At 66.7% G+C, this 15896-nt stretch carries 17 protein-coding genes, 6 tRNA genes and 1 riboswitch; of the genes, 10 read left to right on the plus strand and 13 right to left on the minus strand.

What is annotated here, in order from left to right:
- Positions 1-14: 14 nt before the first annotated feature.
- From ribH to def, 10 genes are all read right to left on the minus strand, one after another.
- On the minus strand, positions 15-500 hold the full coding sequence (gene ribH, locus ACFVVK_RS18210) for a 6,7-dimethyl-8-ribityllumazine synthase (RefSeq protein ID WP_390270134.1): 486 nt from the start codon (positions 498-500) through the stop codon (positions 15-17).
- A 132-nt stretch (positions 501-632) separates the two neighbouring features.
- Positions 633-1340: a GTP cyclohydrolase II gene (ribA, locus tag ACFVVK_RS18215; RefSeq protein WP_390270136.1), complete on the minus strand. Its 708-nt coding sequence runs from the start codon at positions 1338-1340 to the stop codon at positions 633-635.
- A 13-nt stretch (positions 1341-1353) separates the two neighbouring features.
- Positions 1354-2064 carry a 3,4-dihydroxy-2-butanone-4-phosphate synthase gene (ribB, locus tag ACFVVK_RS18220; RefSeq protein ID WP_390270139.1) on the minus strand — a complete coding sequence of 237 codons (711 nt, stop codon included), beginning with the start codon at positions 2062-2064 and terminating at the stop codon, positions 1354-1356.
- On the minus strand, positions 2061-2735 hold the full coding sequence (locus tag ACFVVK_RS18225) for a riboflavin synthase (protein ID WP_390270142.1): 675 nt from the start codon (positions 2733-2735) through the stop codon (positions 2061-2063). Before ACFVVK_RS18225 ends, ribB begins: the two co-directional genes overlap by 4 nt.
- On the minus strand, positions 2735-3826 hold the full coding sequence (gene ribD, locus ACFVVK_RS18230) for a bifunctional diaminohydroxyphosphoribosylaminopyrimidine deaminase/5-amino-6-(5-phosphoribosylamino)uracil reductase RibD (protein ID WP_390270277.1): 1092 nt from the start codon (positions 3824-3826) through the stop codon (positions 2735-2737). The genes ACFVVK_RS18225 and ribD overlap by 1 nt, the downstream gene beginning before the upstream one ends.
- Positions 3827-3924: 98 nt before the next feature.
- Entirely contained in the window at positions 3925-4635 is a 711-nt protein-coding gene (gene pnuC / locus ACFVVK_RS18235) for a nicotinamide riboside transporter PnuC (RefSeq protein ID WP_390270145.1), read from the minus strand.
- Positions 4636-4729: 94 nt separating this feature from the next.
- A riboswitch (FMN riboswitch) is annotated at positions 4730-4881 on the minus strand.
- A gap of 110 nt (positions 4882-4991) precedes the next feature.
- Positions 4992-5648: a ribulose-phosphate 3-epimerase gene (rpe, locus tag ACFVVK_RS18240; protein WP_390270148.1), complete on the minus strand. Its 657-nt coding sequence runs from the start codon at positions 5646-5648 to the stop codon at positions 4992-4994.
- A gap of 75 nt (positions 5649-5723) precedes the next feature.
- A complete protein-coding gene (locus tag ACFVVK_RS18245) occupies positions 5724-7376 on the minus strand; it encodes an RsmB/NOP family class I SAM-dependent RNA methyltransferase (protein WP_390270151.1) in 1653 nt (550 codons plus the stop codon).
- On the minus strand, positions 7373-8293 hold the full coding sequence (gene fmt, locus ACFVVK_RS18250; protein WP_390270153.1) for a methionyl-tRNA formyltransferase: 921 nt from the start codon (positions 8291-8293) through the stop codon (positions 7373-7375). Before fmt ends, ACFVVK_RS18245 begins: the two co-directional genes overlap by 4 nt.
- Positions 8290-8862, minus strand: a complete 573-nt coding sequence (gene def / locus ACFVVK_RS18255) for a peptide deformylase (RefSeq protein WP_390270156.1) — start codon at positions 8860-8862, stop codon at positions 8290-8292. The genes fmt and def overlap by 4 nt, the downstream gene beginning before the upstream one ends.
- Before the next feature lie 199 nt (positions 8863-9061).
- Here def and ppk2 point away from each other — a divergent pair, with 199 nt between their 5' ends.
- Positions 9062-9997 carry a polyphosphate kinase 2 gene (gene ppk2 / locus ACFVVK_RS18260; protein WP_390270159.1) on the plus strand — a complete coding sequence of 312 codons (936 nt, stop codon included), beginning with the start codon at positions 9062-9064 and terminating at the stop codon, positions 9995-9997.
- A 40-nt stretch (positions 9998-10037) separates the two neighbouring features.
- Here the strand turns inward: ppk2 and ACFVVK_RS18265 are convergent, their stop codons facing one another.
- Complete coding sequence (locus ACFVVK_RS18265) at positions 10038-10883, minus strand: cytochrome (protein ID WP_390270161.1); 846 nt, start codon at positions 10881-10883, stop codon at positions 10038-10040.
- Between the two features lie 86 nt (positions 10884-10969).
- Positions 10970-11041: transfer RNA gene (locus ACFVVK_RS18270), tRNA-Val, on the minus strand.
- A 355-nt stretch (positions 11042-11396) separates the two neighbouring features.
- Between ACFVVK_RS18270 and ACFVVK_RS18275 the strand changes: the two genes are divergently transcribed.
- From ACFVVK_RS18275 to ACFVVK_RS18300, 6 genes are all read left to right on the plus strand, one after another.
- A tRNA-Gly gene (locus tag ACFVVK_RS18275) sits at positions 11397-11469 on the plus strand.
- A 46-nt stretch (positions 11470-11515) separates the two neighbouring features.
- Positions 11516-11586, plus strand: a tRNA-Cys gene (locus tag ACFVVK_RS18280).
- Positions 11587-11625: 39 nt separating this feature from the next.
- A tRNA-Val gene (locus ACFVVK_RS18285) sits at positions 11626-11700 on the plus strand.
- Between the two features lie 58 nt (positions 11701-11758).
- Positions 11759-11831: transfer RNA gene (locus ACFVVK_RS18290), tRNA-Gly, on the plus strand.
- A gap of 49 nt (positions 11832-11880) precedes the next feature.
- Positions 11881-11952: transfer RNA gene (locus ACFVVK_RS18295), tRNA-Val, on the plus strand.
- 172 nt (positions 11953-12124) lie between these two features.
- The gene (locus ACFVVK_RS18300) at positions 12125-12394 is read left to right on the plus strand and encodes an antitoxin (protein WP_390270164.1); all 270 of its coding nucleotides are present in this window, start codon (positions 12125-12127) and stop codon (positions 12392-12394) included.
- 172 nt (positions 12395-12566) lie between these two features.
- On the opposite strand, the gene zapE is transcribed toward ACFVVK_RS18300, so the two are convergent.
- Positions 12567-13604 (minus strand): cell division protein ZapE, encoded by a 1038-nt coding sequence (gene zapE, locus ACFVVK_RS18305; RefSeq protein ID WP_390270167.1) that lies wholly within the window; start codon positions 13602-13604, stop codon positions 12567-12569.
- 227 nt (positions 13605-13831) lie between these two features.
- On the opposite strand from zapE, the gene ACFVVK_RS18310 reads away from it, so the two are divergent.
- The 3 genes from ACFVVK_RS18310 (at position 13832) to ybaK (ending at position 15894) form a co-directional block, all read left to right on the plus strand.
- A complete protein-coding gene (locus ACFVVK_RS18310; RefSeq protein WP_390270170.1) occupies positions 13832-14749 on the plus strand; it encodes a sulfurtransferase in 918 nt (305 codons plus the stop codon).
- Between the two features lie 133 nt (positions 14750-14882).
- A complete protein-coding gene (locus tag ACFVVK_RS18315; RefSeq protein ID WP_390270173.1) occupies positions 14883-15356 on the plus strand; it encodes a SufE family protein in 474 nt (157 codons plus the stop codon).
- Positions 15357-15396: 40 nt separating this feature from the next.
- Complete coding sequence (ybaK, locus tag ACFVVK_RS18320; protein WP_390270176.1) at positions 15397-15894, plus strand: Cys-tRNA(Pro) deacylase; 498 nt, start codon at positions 15397-15399, stop codon at positions 15892-15894.
- Positions 15895-15896 lie beyond the last annotated feature (2 nt).

Consider the following 15896-nt stretch of genomic DNA (forward strand, 5'->3'; position numbering starts at 1 on the left):
ATAGCGCGGCGGGCTCAGCCGAACTGCTTGAGGGTAACGGCTGTGGCGAGGGCCGCTGTGACGGCCTCGTGCCCCTTGTCTTCAGTGGAACCCGGCAGCCCGGCGCGGTCGATCCCCTGCTGCTCGGTATCGCAGGTCAGCACACCGAAGCCGACGGGGACGCCGGTGCGGACGCTGACTTCGGTCAGGCCCAGCGTGGCCGCCTCGCAGACGTATTCGAAGTGCGGCGTGCCGCCTCGGATGACGACGCCGAGCGCGGCGACGGCGTCGAAGTGCGGGGCCAGCCGGGCTGCTGCGACGGGGAGCTCAAACGTGCCCGGCACCCGGAGCACTGTCGGTTCGCTGATGCCGGCGTCCTTCGCCGCGCGCAGGGCGCCGTCGAGGAGCCCGTCCATAATCTGGGTATGCCAGCTTGCGGCCACGATGGCCAGCTTGAGCCGGGAGGTTTCCTCCGGCTGGAACGTGCTGAGGTCGATCTGGGGGGCGCCGTGGCCGCTCATGGTATTCCTTGCTGTTGACACTGAATGCTGTTGATGGGGGCCGCCCGCGGCCATGCCGGTCCTGCCGGGCGGGGCAGGAGGGCAGGCAGCGCTGGCGGGTGAAGCGGGCGGACGGCCGGGAGGGCCGCCCTGTCAGTCTTGGTTCCGCTCGAACCCGGCCTCGAATCCGCCCAGACCCGCGGCCGGGGCGGCTTCGACGTCGAGCACCAGCCGGTGGTCCATCCGGTCCTTCTTGGTCTGCAGGTAGCGAAGGTTTTGTTCCCTGGAGGGAACCTCGGTGGGGACCATCTCCACCACCTTCACGCCCGCTTGGGCGAGCCGGTCCTGCTTATCAGGGTTATTGCTGAGCAGCCTGATCTCGTGCAGGCCCATCTCCGCAAGGATCTGGGCGGCGGCCTTGTAGCAGCGCGCATCTACAGGCAGCCCGAGCTGCTCGTTGGCCTCCACGGTGTCGAAGCCGGCCTCCTGCAGGGCGTAGGCCTTGATCTTGTTCGCCAGCCCGATCCCGCGGCCCTCCTGGCCGCGCAGGTACAGCAGCGTTCCGCCCAGCTCATTGATCAGTTCGAGGGCATAGGCCAGCTGCTCGCCGCAGTCGCACCGGTAGGAGCCGAAGACATCGCCCGTGAGGCACTCCGAATGCAGCCGGACCAGCGGGGCCTTGCCGTCAGCCGTGGCTGTGGGCGAGCTGACCGCCAGATGTTCGGCACCGGTGGCCAGATCGGTCCAAGCCTGCGCCACGAAATCGCCAAACGCCGTTGGCAGTTGAACGATGGGCCCTGCGCTGACGGGATGCGGCTGGCGCGGCATGCCCAGCTCTTCTCGTGTTTCCGAAGTCGTCATTATCTCTCCTCCATCAGACGGCATCAGCTGCGTCGCTGCCGTGGTGCCCCGCTTCGAGGTAGGCCACCAGATCCGCAATCGAAACCAGGGGGCAACCGTGCTCGCTAGCGAAGTCACGCAGTCCGTCCAGCCGCATCATTTCTCCGTTGTCATACACTAACTCTGCGATTACTCCCACGGGTTCCAGGCCGGCGAGCCGGCACAGGTCCACGGCCGCCTCGGTGTGGCCGGGACGTTCCCGCACTCCCCCCTTAACGGCGCGGAGGGGAAAAACATGCCCGGGACGGGTCAGCGCGTCCGGCCGACTGTGCGGGTCGGCGAGGATCCGGGCCGTCAGTGCGCGGTCTGTGGCAGAAATCCCGGTGCTGACGCCGACGGCGGCATCGCAGGAGACGGTATACGCGGTGCCCTTGGCGTCTTCGTTGACGGCCACCATCGGCGGCAGGGCCAGGGCGTCGGCCCGGTCGGCGTCAAGCGGTACACAGATCACCCCGGAACTGTACCGAACAGTCCAGCCCATCAGCGCCGGCGACGCGTGCTGGGCGGCGAAAATGATGTCACCCTCGTTCTCGCGGTCCTCGTTGTCCACCACCAGGACCGGCCGCCCGGCAGCCATGGCGCTGATGGCGTCCTCGATCGGATCGAGGCCGGTGCGGCCGGCGTCCGTGCCGGTGCGGATCTCTTCAGCCAGATCGTGGCCTGACGTGTCCGTGCTTTGGTTCATTTCGCCACCTCGCTCTTGAGTGCGTCGCCCGGAAGCGCTGCGTGGGCTGCGGGCGACTTGCCGCCGACAAACGCCAGCAGGCGTTCGGTGTACTTCGCCAGCACGTCAACCTCGAGGTTCACCCTGCCACCGAGGGCCTTGCTGCCCAGGCCGGTCTCGGCCAGCGTCGTGGGGATCAACCCGACTTCGAACCAGGGCGCCGGGTCGTTGGGAAGGCTCACCGCCGCTACAGTCAGGGAGACGCCGTCGACTGCTATAGAGCCCTTTTCAGCGATGTACCGGGCCAATCCGGCCGGCACGCCGAAACGCAGCCGGTCCCAGTTGCCGAGCCCCTCGCGCTCCAGGAGCTGGCCGACGCCGTCGACATGTCCCTGAACGACGTGGCCATCCAGCCGTCCCCCGGCGGGCACGCAGCGCTCCAGATTCACAGAGTCGCCTGCCGTCAGTTCTCCTATCGTGCTGCGGTCGAGGGTTTCGCCAATGACGTCAACGCTGAAGTCCTTGCCGTCGATCTGCGTGGCCGTGAGGCAGACGCCGTTGACCGCGATGGAGCCGCCCAAAGCCAGTCCGTCCGTGGCGCCGGGCGCGTGCAGCCGAACGGTGGCGCTGACGTCGCCGTTGCGCTCAACGGACAGCACCTTTCCCTGCTCGGCGATAATTCCGGTAAACATCAATTGCCTCCTGTGGCGGTGTCCGCGCCGGTGCGGTGCGCGGTTGAATCGGATGAAGTAGCGGCGGCGGGCTGTGCCGGGGTGGCCGCCGCCGGGCGAAGGTGGAGCCGGAGGTCGCGGCCAAGGGTCTGCACGGCGCCCCCTGACGCCGGGTCCCACTCCCACTGCTGGGCATCGGCCAGTGTGGCGATGCCCAGGTCGCCCAAGGCGGCCGTGCCGGAACCGAGCAGTGTCGGCGCGAGGTAAATGATGAGTTCATCGACGACGCCGGCGGCCAGGAAAGCGCTGAGGATCCGCGAGCCGCCCTCCACCATGAGGTGCCGAACGCCGTTCTCAAACAGCTCGTCCAGGGCTTCAAGGGGATCGCGGGTGGCCAGATGCAGGACCAAGCCGTCCGTGCCGTGGATGGCTGCCTCGTCGGGAATTGTGCGGTAACCCATGACGGCACGTAGGGGCTGTTTGCCGGATTCTTCGCCGTCGCCGTTCCGCGCCGTGAGGCGGGGGTTATCGATGAGGACCGTCTGGGTGCCCACCAGAATGGCGTCAATCCGGCCCCGGAGTGCGTGGTTGTCCGCGAGGGACTCAGGGCTGGAAATCCACTGGCTAGTGCCGTCGCTGGCCGCAATGCGGCTGTCGAGGGTCTGCGCGATGTGCAGGGTGACGAAGGGCCGCCTGGCCGCGACGGCTTCGAACCAGCGCCGGTTGAGCTCCAGTGCGGCGTCGGCCGCCAGCCCGGAACGGACGCGGATGCCCGCGGCACGCAGCGTCGCGGCTCCCCCGGCAGCCGGATCGTGCGGGTCGTCGACGGCGTAAATGACGTCGGTGATGCCGGCGGCGATGATCGCCTGCGCGCAGGGCCCGGTGCGCCCGATGTGGTTGCACGGCTCCAGGGTCACCACGATCGCGGCGCCGCGGAGGTCAATGCCGGCAGCCTGGGCCTGGGCGATGGCGTCAGCCTCGGCGTGGGCACTCCCGGCCCCCCGGTGGTAACCGGTCGCGAGGGGCGTTCCGTCGCTGCCGACCACGACGGCGCCAACCAGCGGGTTCGCTCCCCGCGGACCCTGCGCCGCGGCGGCAAGAGCAGCCTGCATGGCCGAGCGATCCGCGGCGCTGAAAGAGGCTGCGGCGCTGACGGAAGCGCCCCCGCCGGACTGGCCGGGGTCAGCCGCCGCGGCCAAGCGACCGCCGCTCATGCCCGCACCGCCACGTCAGCTGCGGAGGCTGGCCCGGAGACCGGCTCGGTTGCGGAGCGCAAAACCTTTGCCGCACGCCACCAGACGAAGAAACCGGTCAGGGTGAAGATCCCGTAGAACAGGTACATGAAGGCGCTGGCGAAATATCCCGCGCTGAAGAGCAGCGGGACTCCCACGATGTCGACGGCAACCCAGATGAGCCAGAATTCCGTCCAGCCGCGCGCCATCCCGTAGGTGGCGAGGAGCGACCCCATGAACGTCCAGGCGTCGGCCCAGACCGGCGGGTAGGAGCCGAGGGATTCGAACACGGGAGTGAGCGCCATGGTGCCGGCGACGAGCGAGGCCGCGAGGAGCAGCCGGGTCTTGTTGCTGGCCCAGTGTGGCGCAATGGCCGCGGCGCCGGCGCCTGGTGCCTGTTCGGCCTGGCGCCAGCGATTCCATCCGTAGACGGCGACCGCAATGAACATGACCTGCCGTCCGGCCTGGCCCCAAAGCGTGGCCGGCGTTGCCGAACCAAAGACATTGCCCAGGAAGACGGTCAGGAGCAGCAGATTGCCGGCGATGCCGACGGGCCAGGCCCAGACCCGCCGGCGCATGCCGCCGACGGCGCTGGCCAAGCCAAAGATGTTGCCAAGCACTTCGCGAAGAATCAGCACAGATCCGCCTACGGGGATCTGTGCTTCGAAGAGCCATCGCAGAAAGTCCATGTGTGTGTCGTTCCTTCCCTCAAGAACCGCGATGGCTCCGGGGGTATACGACAGCACAATCATGCGGCGCCTTCATGGCCTCGCAGTAACAGCTGTACGTGCTTCTCTCATCCAGACTTTAACTGTCGGTACCGGAATTTCACCGGTTCAACCGTTTGCTCGCATCCCCTCCGAGGAAGGGCGCTGGCGCGCGGGTCGCGGACTGTCACCGCCGGTTCGGACTTTCACCGACCCCGGAGCACGTATGTGTTTTGTTATTGTGACACAACCCGGTCGCGTCTCCCGATATTCCTGCTCCCGCATATTACGGCCCGGGTCATTCTTGCCGGGCGCATACCTGCCGGACGGCGGTCGCCTTAGCGCTTGCCTGCCGCCCGGAGCCGTTCGATCGCGTCCCCGGGATCCGTTGCACCGTACACGGCCGAGCCTGCCACGAAGACGTCGGCTCCCGCCTCGGCGGCCCGGACAATCGTCTCCTCGGTAATGCCCCCGTCGACCTGCAGGGCAACCTTGAGGCCGGACCCATCGATCGCCGCCCGGGCGCGCCGGATCTTTGGCAGGGTCAGGTCCAGGAACGCCTGGCCGCCAAAGCCCGGCTCCACTGTCATGATCAGCAGCATGTCCAGTTCGCCAAGCATGTCCAGGTACGGTTCGACGCCGGTCGCCGGGCGGAGCGCGAGCCCTGCTTTGGCCCCGCGTGCCCGGAGTTCCCGGGCGAGCTTGACGGGAGCGATGGACGCCTCGGCGTGGAATGTCACCGACGCAAGTCCGGCGTCAGCATATGCCGGCGCCCAGCGGTCGGCGTCGTTGATCATCAGGTGCGCGTCCAGCGGGACGGGGCTGACTTCCTGCAGGCGCTGCACCACGGGCAGGCCCAGCGTGAGGTTGGGCACGAAGTGGTTGTCCATGACATCGACGTGCACGGCATCCGCGTTGCCGATCCGCTTCAGCTCCGCCTCAAGGTTGGCGAAGTCGGCGGACAGGATGCTCGGGTTGATGCAGCACTTGGTCATGCGGGATTCCTTCTCGGTCTGGTGAAGTCGTCTGATGAAATCAGGTTCTAGCCAACGGCCAGTATCGCCCGGCGTTCAGGCTTTCTTGTGAATGAGGGCCAGGAACATGGCGTCCGTGTGGTGCACGTGGGGCCAGAGCTGGGCGGTGAGCTCGTGCCCGGCCCTGAGGTCTCCGGTGAGGCTGACGGCGTCGAGCGCGGCACCGGCGTCGAGGAGTTCGAGGTCCTCCCGCTTGCGCAGGGCGTCACTTACGACGGCGGTGGTCTCCGCCGGATGCGGTGAACACGTCACGTACGCCACTACACCGCCGGGCTTGACGGCATCGAGTGCCGAGTTGAGCAGCTGGCGTTGCAGGGGGCCCAGGTCCACGAGGTCCTTCGGCGTGCGGCGCCACCGCGACTCGGGACGGCGGCGGAGGGCGCCCAGGCCTGTGCACGGGACATCGACGAGCACGCGGTCGAAGGACTCCGGCTGCTCGGAACCGATGTCGCGGCCGTCCCCGGTCCTGACTTCCCAGGCGTCGTGCGGGACTGCCGACAGGGCCTGGCGGACGAGCTTGGCCCGGTGCGGGGCGAATTCGTTGGCCAGCAGGTGGGCGCCGCGCTGACGGGCGAGGGCGCCGAGCAGCGCGGCCTTGCCGCCGGGACCGGCGCACAGATCGAGCCAGCGTTCCCCTGGGTCTTCGCTGCCCTGGCCCGTTTGCTCCTGGTGTTCCCCGCCGGGATTCTGGCTGTGGTTTCCGCCACCCCCGCCGTGGAGGTTGACGGCGGCCATGGCACGGGCCACGAGCTGTGAGCCGACATCCTGGACACGGGTGCTTCCGTCGCGGACTGAGGCGAGCCGGCCGAGATCTCCTCCGCTCGAGAGCGCGGACCCTTCGACGAGTTCGCCGGGGGTGGCCCCGCCTTCCAGGGCTTCGTCCAGGCTGCCCACACCGGGCAGTGCCACCAGGTTCACGACAGGCGCGGCATTGTCGGCGTCGAGAAGCTCGTCGATCTCAGCAGCGGTCCGGCCATGGGCCACCAGCGACTGACGGAGTGCCCGCACGATCCATTCCGGGTGGGCGTAGCGGATGGAGGCGACCGCCGTGGCATCGGTCTCGGTGCTGAGCAGCAGGTCGAGCCATTCCTCGAGGGTGCGGGCAGAGACCTTGCGGAGCACGGCATTGATGAGGGCCGAGGGGCCGGCGCCGATCACCGCGCGGGCCAGCCCTACAGTCTGGTCCAGGGCGGCGTGGGCGGGGACCCGCATGGCGAGCAGCTGGTGCGCGCCAATCCGCAGGGCGTCGAGTATCGCCGGGTCCAGTTGGTCCAGCGGCCGGTCGACGCAGCGCGCCAGGATGGCGTCATACGTGCCCTGGCCGCGGAGAGCGCCGTAGCTGAGCTCGGTGGCGAAACCGGCGTCGCGTTTGTCCAGTCCGTGGTGCCGGATGCGGGCGGGCAGTACAAGGTTTGCGTAGGCGTCCTCGGCGGCGACGGCGCGGAGCACTTCAAAGGCGACCAGCCGGGCAGGATCGGCCCGTCGGGTGCGTTGCGAAGGGGCGCTCTCGGTGAAGCCGCGCTGCGGGCCGCGATTGCGCTCCCGGCCCTGGGCATTGCGCCGGCTGCCGGCGCCGGCACCCTGGCTGCCCGGCTGCCCGCCTGGCTGGGAGCCGGACTGGCCACCGCTGCGCCCGCGGGGCTGCTGTCCCCTGCCGCGGCCGTTGCTGCCGGTTGTGGAGTCGCTCATTCGAATACCACGCTTTCCAGTGTTGCCTGTCCGCGCGCCCAATCAGCGGCGGCCATCATTTTCTTGCCCGCGGGCTGGATCCGGGTCAGTTCCACGGGGTGTGAGCCCGTGCCCACCAGGACTCGTTTCCCGTCCATGGCCAGCTGCCCGGGCGGGAGCGCGGCGGCCTCCCGCGCCGGCTGAACCGGGTCAAGCTTGATCCGCTGGCCCTCCAGCATCGTCCAGGCGCCGGGTTCGGGCGTGACGCCGCGGGCCCTGCGTCCGATGGCCAGCGCGGGCTGCCTCCAGTCGAGCCGGCCGTCCTCGAGGCCGAGCTTGGGCGCCAGGCTGACCTCCCCATGCTGGGGCAGCGCCACGGCTTTGCCGGCGTTGATCGCGGACAGCGTCTGGGCGAGCAGGATGGCGCCGCTGTGGGACAGCCTGTCCAGCAAGATGCCGGCGGTGTCTCCGGGCTGCACGGTTTCGGTGAGGGTGCCGAAAATAGGGCCGGTGTCCAGTCCCTCCTCGAGACGGAAGGTGACGGCGCCGGTGACGTCATCACCCGCGATGACCGCGCGCTGCACGGGGGCGGCGCCGCGCCAGGCCGGCAGGAGGGAGAAGTGCAGGTTCACCCAGCCGTGGCGGGGCACGTCGAGGGCCGCGCGGGGAATCAGTCCGCCGTAGGCGACGATCGCCGCGACGTCGGGCGCTGCGGCGGCAATCCGGGCCGTAACCTCCGCGTCAACCTTGGCCGCGTGGATGAGCTCGATCCCGAGCTCGGCGGCGCGGGCAGCCACGGGCGACGGCGTCAGGACCCGCTTACGCCCCAGCGGGGCGTCCGGGCGGGTGAGGACGGCCACGACGTCGAACCCGGCGTCAATCAAGGCGTCCAGCGACGGCACGGCGACGGCAGGGGTTCCCGCGAAAAGAACCCTCACGGGTTGATTCCGAAGCTGGACCCGCCGAAGCTCGTGCCGACCGTTTTGGCGCGCTTCGTCGTTGTCTTTTCCGTGATGGCTTCGTAGTTGGCGTTGCGGATGGCGCGCAGGGCGGCCTTCCGGTCCTCGCCCTCGAGCCGGTCGGTGTAGAGGATGCCGTCCAGATGGTCGGTCTCGTGCTGGAAGCAGCGGGCGAGCATGCCCTCACCCTCCACGGTGACGGGGTTGCCATGGAGGTCCACTCCGGTCACACGGGTGTGGCGGTGCCGGCGGACCGGGAAGCCGAGGCCCGGAATGGAAAGGCATCCCTCCACCTGGTCCGGCTGGAAGTCCTCGCTGTTGTCCAGCACAGGGTTGATGATGTGGCCCTCGACGCCGCCGATCCGGTAGGTGAAGACGCGCTGGCTCACACCGACCTGGGGCGCAGCCAGGCCGGCGCCCTCGACGTCTTCCATGGTTTCGGTCATATCCGCGACGAGCTTTGCCAGTTCAGGCCCGAATTCCGTCACGGGATCGGCGACTGTGCGCAACACAGGATCACCGATGATGCGGATATTCAAAATGGCCATGTGCAGTCTGTCCTCACGGTGAGCGGCTAGGGATTCAGTCCAGTTTAGTTGCAGTCCGCGCCGCGCTGGGCGTTCAGCTGGCCATGCCGGCATCAGCCGATCGAATCCCTGCCATCAGAACGTTCCACATGATGCACTGGCTCGTTACGCTTTGTTCTAGAGCTCCGGTCGACGATTCGCTGAAGTGAAGGAGATCCGGATGGCAGAGTCCTCCAGACTGTGGGAGCCCGGCAAGGATTGGTGGGTCCGGGACAACCTGCGGCAGGCGATCGACGAGCTCGTGGAGCTGGGCTATACGGTGAGCGGCGGCCAAGGCGAGGATCCGGAACTGATTGACCCCGGGGGCTCCGCTGTGGAGACGTGGCGGGAGGACTACCCCTACGAGGAACGGATGTCCCGGCAGGACTACGAGCTGGAGAAATACCTGCTGCAGATTGAGCTACTGAAATTCCAGTACTGGGGCCAGGACCGCGGATTCAAGAACGTCATCGTGTTTGAGGGCCGGGACGCGGCCGGCAAGGGTGGAACGATCAAGCGCTTCGCCGAGCACCTGGATCCCCGGGCGGCAAGGACGGTGGCGCTCGGTAAGCCCTCCGACCGGGAACAGGGGCAGTGGTACTTCCAGCGCTACGTCCAGCAGCTTCCGACGGCGGGCGAGATCGTAATGTTCGACCGCTCCTGGTACAACCGTGCCAACGTCGAACGCGTCATGGGCTTCTGCACCGACGAGGACTACCGCGTCTTCATGGGGCAGGTGCCGGACTTTGAGAGGATGCTGGTCGACGCCGGTATTCATTTGAACAAATTCTGGTTTTCCGTGACCCGCCGCGAGCAGCGCACGCGCTTCGCGATCCGCCAGATAGACCCGGTCCGGCGCTGGAAACTCTCGCCCGTAGACCTGGCTTCACTCGACCGGTGGGAGGAGTACACGGAAGCCAAGCAGCAGACGTTCCTCCGCACCGACACGGACCACGCGCCGTGGATCACCATCAAGTCCAACGACAAGAAACGCGGCCGCATCAACGCTATGCGCTTCTTCCTCAACCAGTTCCCCTACGAGGGGAAGGACACCACGGTGGTCTACGAACCGGACCCACTCATTGTGCGGCGAGGCCGGGACGCTGTGGGCGACTGACCCAAGCTGTGCCGCGGGCGACAGTTGAAGGCAGGCCGGCTCAGCGCCTTACGGGAGGTGCGAGCGGGAGCAAGGCTGCACCCGCCGCGGCCGAGTCGGCGGACATCTCCCAAACACGCCGCAGCGCACAGAACTTCCACCAGTGGTGTTTCAAAACTTCGGGATTGGCCCGCTGCGGCCGGACTTCTGTCTCGCCCACCGCCACGGCGAGCAGGATTGGGGATTCGCCGTGCTGCCAGGCTTCCCACTCCCCCGCCACGGGATCCACCAGGCTTTCCTCCGCCTTCATGCCAGCGACGAGCTGCATGACCACTTTGTCATCCAGGGGTTTGACGGTCCCGTCCCGGCTGGTGCCTTTGGTCTTGTAATCGATAAGACAGGTCCGGCCATTGATCCTTGCTACGAGATCCAAAGTGCCGGCGTAACCAACCGTCTTGTTCCACACCGTGATCTCCGGGGCGATGGGCTCAACCTGGAAAAGCTCCCACCACTCGTCGAAGCGCGCCGCGAAGGCTTCCTCACCGTTGGCGGCAAGGGCCTCGCGCGCTTCCTTCATCTGGTGGGGCCGGCCGAGTGCGCGCAGCGCAACCTGCTCGCAGTAGTTGTGGACGCGGTCTCCGCGATTCGCGGCCTGATCCCGGTGATGCTCCGCCGCCTTGGCTGCCCGGCTTACCGCCTGGCGCAGCTTGGCCGGGCTTCCCAGGATGCCGGGGAGTTCAGGATCCTGGGCCAGGCTGTTGGCTCCCATGTAGCCGAACCAACCGTCGAGTCCGTGGGGTTGCTGCCCGATAACTGTGGTGATGGAGGGGACAGAGAACTGCGCCGAAGTGGAGCGTGCGTACATCCGGCCGTAATCAGTGGCATGAGCAAGGAGTGGAGCGGTCATACAAAGACTCTTTCACGGGGGTCAGACAACGGTGAAAAGCAAAATGGTCCGTCCCGCCGAGTCAGCGGAACAGACCATTTCGTTAGTGGGCGATACTGGGTTCGAACCAGTGACCTCTTCGGTGTGAACGAAGCGCGCTACCACTGCGCCAATCGCCCTAACGACATTGAATGCTAGCTCACCCGGAGGGATTTTAGAAATCGGCCCCGGGTGAGCCGTTCCCCGCCCTAACCCCCGACGCCGATCGGGAGCATCATGCCCCGGCAAGCCGTTCGAGCCGCCGGCGCCGTCCCGGCGGTCCAACGTGTCGCCGGACCGAAGCTGAAGCCGTGGCCGAAGCCGAACTAATTACAGCCCTGTAATTTCCGAAACCCTCTAGAAATCAAGGAAATTGGGCCCTCAGGGCGTCGCCGACGCACGTCGATTTGTGGATTCCCGGAACCTCCTATAGAGTTCTTACTCGTTGGAACGCGAGGAAATGCCGAATACGGCAAGGAAATGCAGTCCAATAATGCGGACGTAGCTCAGCTGGTAGAGCACCACCTTGCCAAGGTGGATGTCGCGAGTTCGAATCTCGTCGTCCGCTCGCAGGACACTGTCACGGCAAAGGTTCTTCGGAATCCTGCTTACACGGTGGGTTGGCCGAGAGGCGAGGCAGCGGCCTGCAAAGCCGTATACACGGGTTCGAATCCCGTACCCACCTCGGTGAAAACCATGGTTTCCGGTTTCGGCCGGATAAAATGGGCGATTGGCGCAGCGGTAGCGCGCTTCCCTGACACGGAAGAGGTCACTGGTTCGATCCCAGTATCGCCCACCAAAGCAAGGCAACTTGCTTGATGCAGCACCACCGGCCAGGCCGGCATGGACTTCATATTGCGGACGTAGCTCAGCTGGTAGAGCACCACCTTGCCAAGGTGGATGTCGCGAGTTCGAATCTCGTCGTCCGCTCTCTTGTGTAAAAGATTCAAACAATTCCACTCCGGATTCTTCCGGTTGCGGGCGATTGGCGCAGCGGTAGCGCGCTTCCCTGACACGGAAGAGGTCACTGGTTCGATCCCAGTATCGCCCACTGAATAAGCAGCTCCCCTGGGGCTGCTTTTTTCGTGCCCGCGGCCAGACGGGGCCACAAGACTCTTGACAGTTGCCCCTAAGGATGACGCAAACCCTTGGCACGGTCCGGACCGGCAGTTACTATCGAATCCGGAGGAGCGATCTGGCTCCGCGACCGAAGGGAGGTGCCTGTGGGATTACTTGACGATCTGAAGGGCAAGGCTCAGCAAGTCATTGGTGGCAACGAAGGGGCCATCAAGGACGGCATCGAGAAGGCCGGCGATTTCGTCGACTCGAAGACCGGCGGAAAGTACGCCGACAAAATCGATGCAGTGCAGAGGGGCGCCTCAGGCTTCGTGGATCAAGCAGACGACAGGCCGAACACGGAACCCGTCGCCGAGCAGCGTCCCGTCGCGGATGAGCCCCCTGCAGCCCGGGAACCCCGGCAGCCGGGCCTCTGACCCAGGTACGTCAGCGAAGTGTCGGTCCCGCCGAGAGGCGGCGCCGGCACTTCGGCGTTTAACGGCTAACGGCTGCGCCCAATTAAGAAAACGCGGGGTCAGTTCCGGCCCAGTGGGAAGCTCCGGTTGGGCCGGAAGTGACTCCGCGTTTGGTGTTTAGGCGGTCCGGTTCCTAGGACGGTTCGTGGTTCTGCCCCTCGCGGGCCAGCGCGGTAAGCCTGGACACGGCCCGGAAGTACTTCTTCATGTAGCCGCCGGTCATCATTTCCTCGGTAAAGAGCTTGTCGAACGGCACGCCGCTGGCCAGGATGGGCACGTCTTTGTCGTACAGCCGGTCCGCCAGCACCACGAACCGCAGCGCCACGGCCTGTTCGGTGATGGTGTGCACGTTTTTCCACACGACGCCCTCGATCCCCTCCAACAGCTGGCGGTAACGGCTTGGGTGCACACCGGCCAGGTGGTTGATCAGGGTGCTGAACTCGTCGCGGGCCACGGTCTTGCCGTCGAACTCGGCATGCATGTGGTGCGTCAGGTCGTCATTGCGCAGCGGGGACGGCGCTGCCGGCAGACCGCGGTGGCGGAAGTCCTCGCCGTCGATCCGCACGACGTCGAACTGGTCCGCCAGCACCTGGATTTCGCGCTGGAAGTCGACGGCGGCAAAGCGCCCATCACCAAGCGAACCGGGCAGCGTGTTCGACGTCGCGGCGAGCTTCACGCCGGCGTCGGCGAGTTCGCGCATGAGCCGGGACATCAGCACGGTGTCCCCCGGGTCGTCGAGTTCAAACTCGTCGATGCACACAAGCTTGTAGTGGCTCAGGGCCTCGACGGTCTTGCGGAAGGACAGGGCGCCGACGAGGTTGGTGTATTCGACGAAGGTGCCGAAGGCCTTGGGACCCGGGGCGGCATGCCACAGCGATGCGAGCAGGTGGGTCTTGCCGACGCCGAATCCGCCGTCGAGGTAGATGCCCGCCCGGGTGGTGTCCTTCTTGCCGAAGAGCCGCTTGAACAGGCCGTCGCCGTCACGCGCGCCCACACCGGATGCGAAGTGCTCGAGGGCGCGCACCGCATGGGCCTGGCTCGGCTGGGCGGGATCGGGACGGTAACTGGAAAACGACACCTCACCGAACCGCGGCGACGGATAGAACCCGTTGAGGAGTTCGTCCACGGAAACTGCCGGTGTACGTGCGGCGAGCTGTTCGATCTGTACCAAGGTGGTCCGTTCTGCTGGTCTCTTGTCCCCAGCAAGAATACCGGCAAAGCCAGGCCGCCCCCGTGCGGCGAAAGCGACCCGGCGGCCAGCGTGAGCAAGACCACATTTCCCCGTGTTAACCGGGTGGAGCATTCCCGCGGGACCGTGACTAGTGTTGTAACAGGCCCGGCGCCGCTATCGCTTGACTGTGCCAGGCCTCCTGACCGCTTCAGTGAAAGGCCATCATCATGCCCTACCCCGTTGAGCAGAACGAGAAGTTCGCCGCCTACGCCCACCCGGGGCGGCTGGTTTCCACCGAGTGGCTCGCCGCGGAGATTGAAGCCGGCGCCCTCAAGGGCGGCAAACTCGTGGTGGTCGAATCCGACGAGGATGTGCTGCTGTATGAAACGGGGCACATCCCCGGAGCGGTGAAGGTCGACTGGCACACGGATCTGAACGACGAAGTCGAGCGCGACTATGTGGACGGCAAGGCCTTCGCCGCCCTGGCAGAGGCCAAGGGCATCTCCCGGGACAGCACCGTGGTCATTTACGGCGACAAGTCCAACTGGTGGGCAGCCTACGCGCTGTGGGTGTTCACGTTGTTTGGCCACGAGGACGTCCGACTCCTGGACGGCGGCCGGGACAAGTGGATTGCCGAGGGCCACGCGCTGTCCACTGAAACCACCGTGCCGACCCCCGGCACCTACCCTGTCGTGGAACGGGACGATGCGCCGATCCGCGCCTTCAAGGAAGACGTCCTGGCGCACCTGGGCAAGCCGCTGATCGACGTCCGGTCCGCCGAGGAATACACCGGCCAACGCACCCACATGCCGGCTTACCCGGAGGAAGGCGCGCTGCGCGGCGGCCACATTCCGACGGCGGCTTCCATCCCGTGGGCCCGCGCGGCTGCCGGAGACGGCACCTACCGGAACCGCGGCGAGCTGGAAGCGCTGTACCTGGGCGAGGCAGGGCTCAAGCCGGGTGACGACGTCGTCGCCTACTGCCGGATCGGCGAGCGTTCCAGCCACACCTGGTTTGCATTGAAATACTTGCTGGGCTTCGACACCGTGCGCAACTACGACGGTTCGTGGACCGAATGGGGCAACGCCGTGCGCGTTCCGATCGCCAAGGGAGCCGAACGCGGGACCGTCCCGGCCGGTTACTGAGCGGACAGAGCCAGGTGCCCATTCCAGGCGGCCGGAGTCAGGCAAGCTCGGCACGGCTCCGGCGGCAGGGTTCCTCAGCCAGGCAGCAGATGCGATCGGGACACATTTGCCGCACGTGCGTAAGCTGGGAGTGATGAATACTTCTGCCCTCCCCGCCGCACTGGCGGATATCGTTGACGACTTCCAGGCCCTGACCGAACCCGAGCGGCTGCAGTTGCTCCTGGAGTTCTCACAGGGACTTCCGGAGCTTCCGGAGCGGCTGCGCGACCACCCCGAACTGCTTGAGCAGGTGGTGGAGTGCCAGACGCCCCTGTTCCTCACCATCGAGACGGAACAGGCCGACGGCGGCGCCCCGGAGCGCGTCCGGCTTTACTTCAAGGCGCCCAAGGAAGCACCGACCACCCGCGGCTTCGCCGGCGTGCTCCACGAGGGGCTCGATGGGCTCAGCGCCGCGGAGATCTTGGCTGTCCCGGACGACATGCCCGAACAGCTGGGCCTCACCCGAGCCATCACTCCCCTGCGCATGCGTGGCATGACGGCAATGCTGGGCCGGATCAAGCGCAAAGTTGCCGCTCTGGCCTCCCGGCCCACGCCGGCGCAGGCCTGACCTTCGGCACGGGAACATCAGCCGAGGACACCCCGCCAATATGGCCCGTAGACAAGCGTCCCAGGGAACACCGGCCACCGCAGCACTCGCTGCGGCCGGGGTTGCTTTTATTGCCCATCCCTACCAGCATGATCCGGCGGTCGCCAGCTACGGCCTCGAAGCCGCGGACGTGCTGGGGATCGACCCGGCGCGGGTCTTCAAGACACTGATGGTCGACGTCGACGGCCGGCTCGCCGTCGGCGTCGTGCCCGTCAGCGGAAGCCTGGATCTTAAGGCGATGGCGGCCGCCCTGGACGGCAAGAAGGCCGCGATGGCGGACCCTTCCGTCGCGCAGCGACGGACCGGCTACGTGCTTGGCGGTATTTCGCCGCTAGGCCAGCGCCAGTCCTCCCCCACCGTGGTGGATGAGAGCGCCCTGTTGCTCGAGACCATCCTGGTCTCGGGCGGCCGGCGCGGGCTGGACATCGAGCTGGTTCCGGCGGAGCTCATTCGGCTGACCGCGGCGCGCACGGCCAGGATCGGGACCCGGCAGCACTGACC

Origin of the sequence: Arthrobacter sp. NPDC058192 (assembly GCF_042883665.1) — a bacterium.
In the GTDB taxonomy this organism is placed as follows: domain Bacteria; phylum Actinomycetota; class Actinomycetes; order Actinomycetales; family Micrococcaceae; genus Arthrobacter.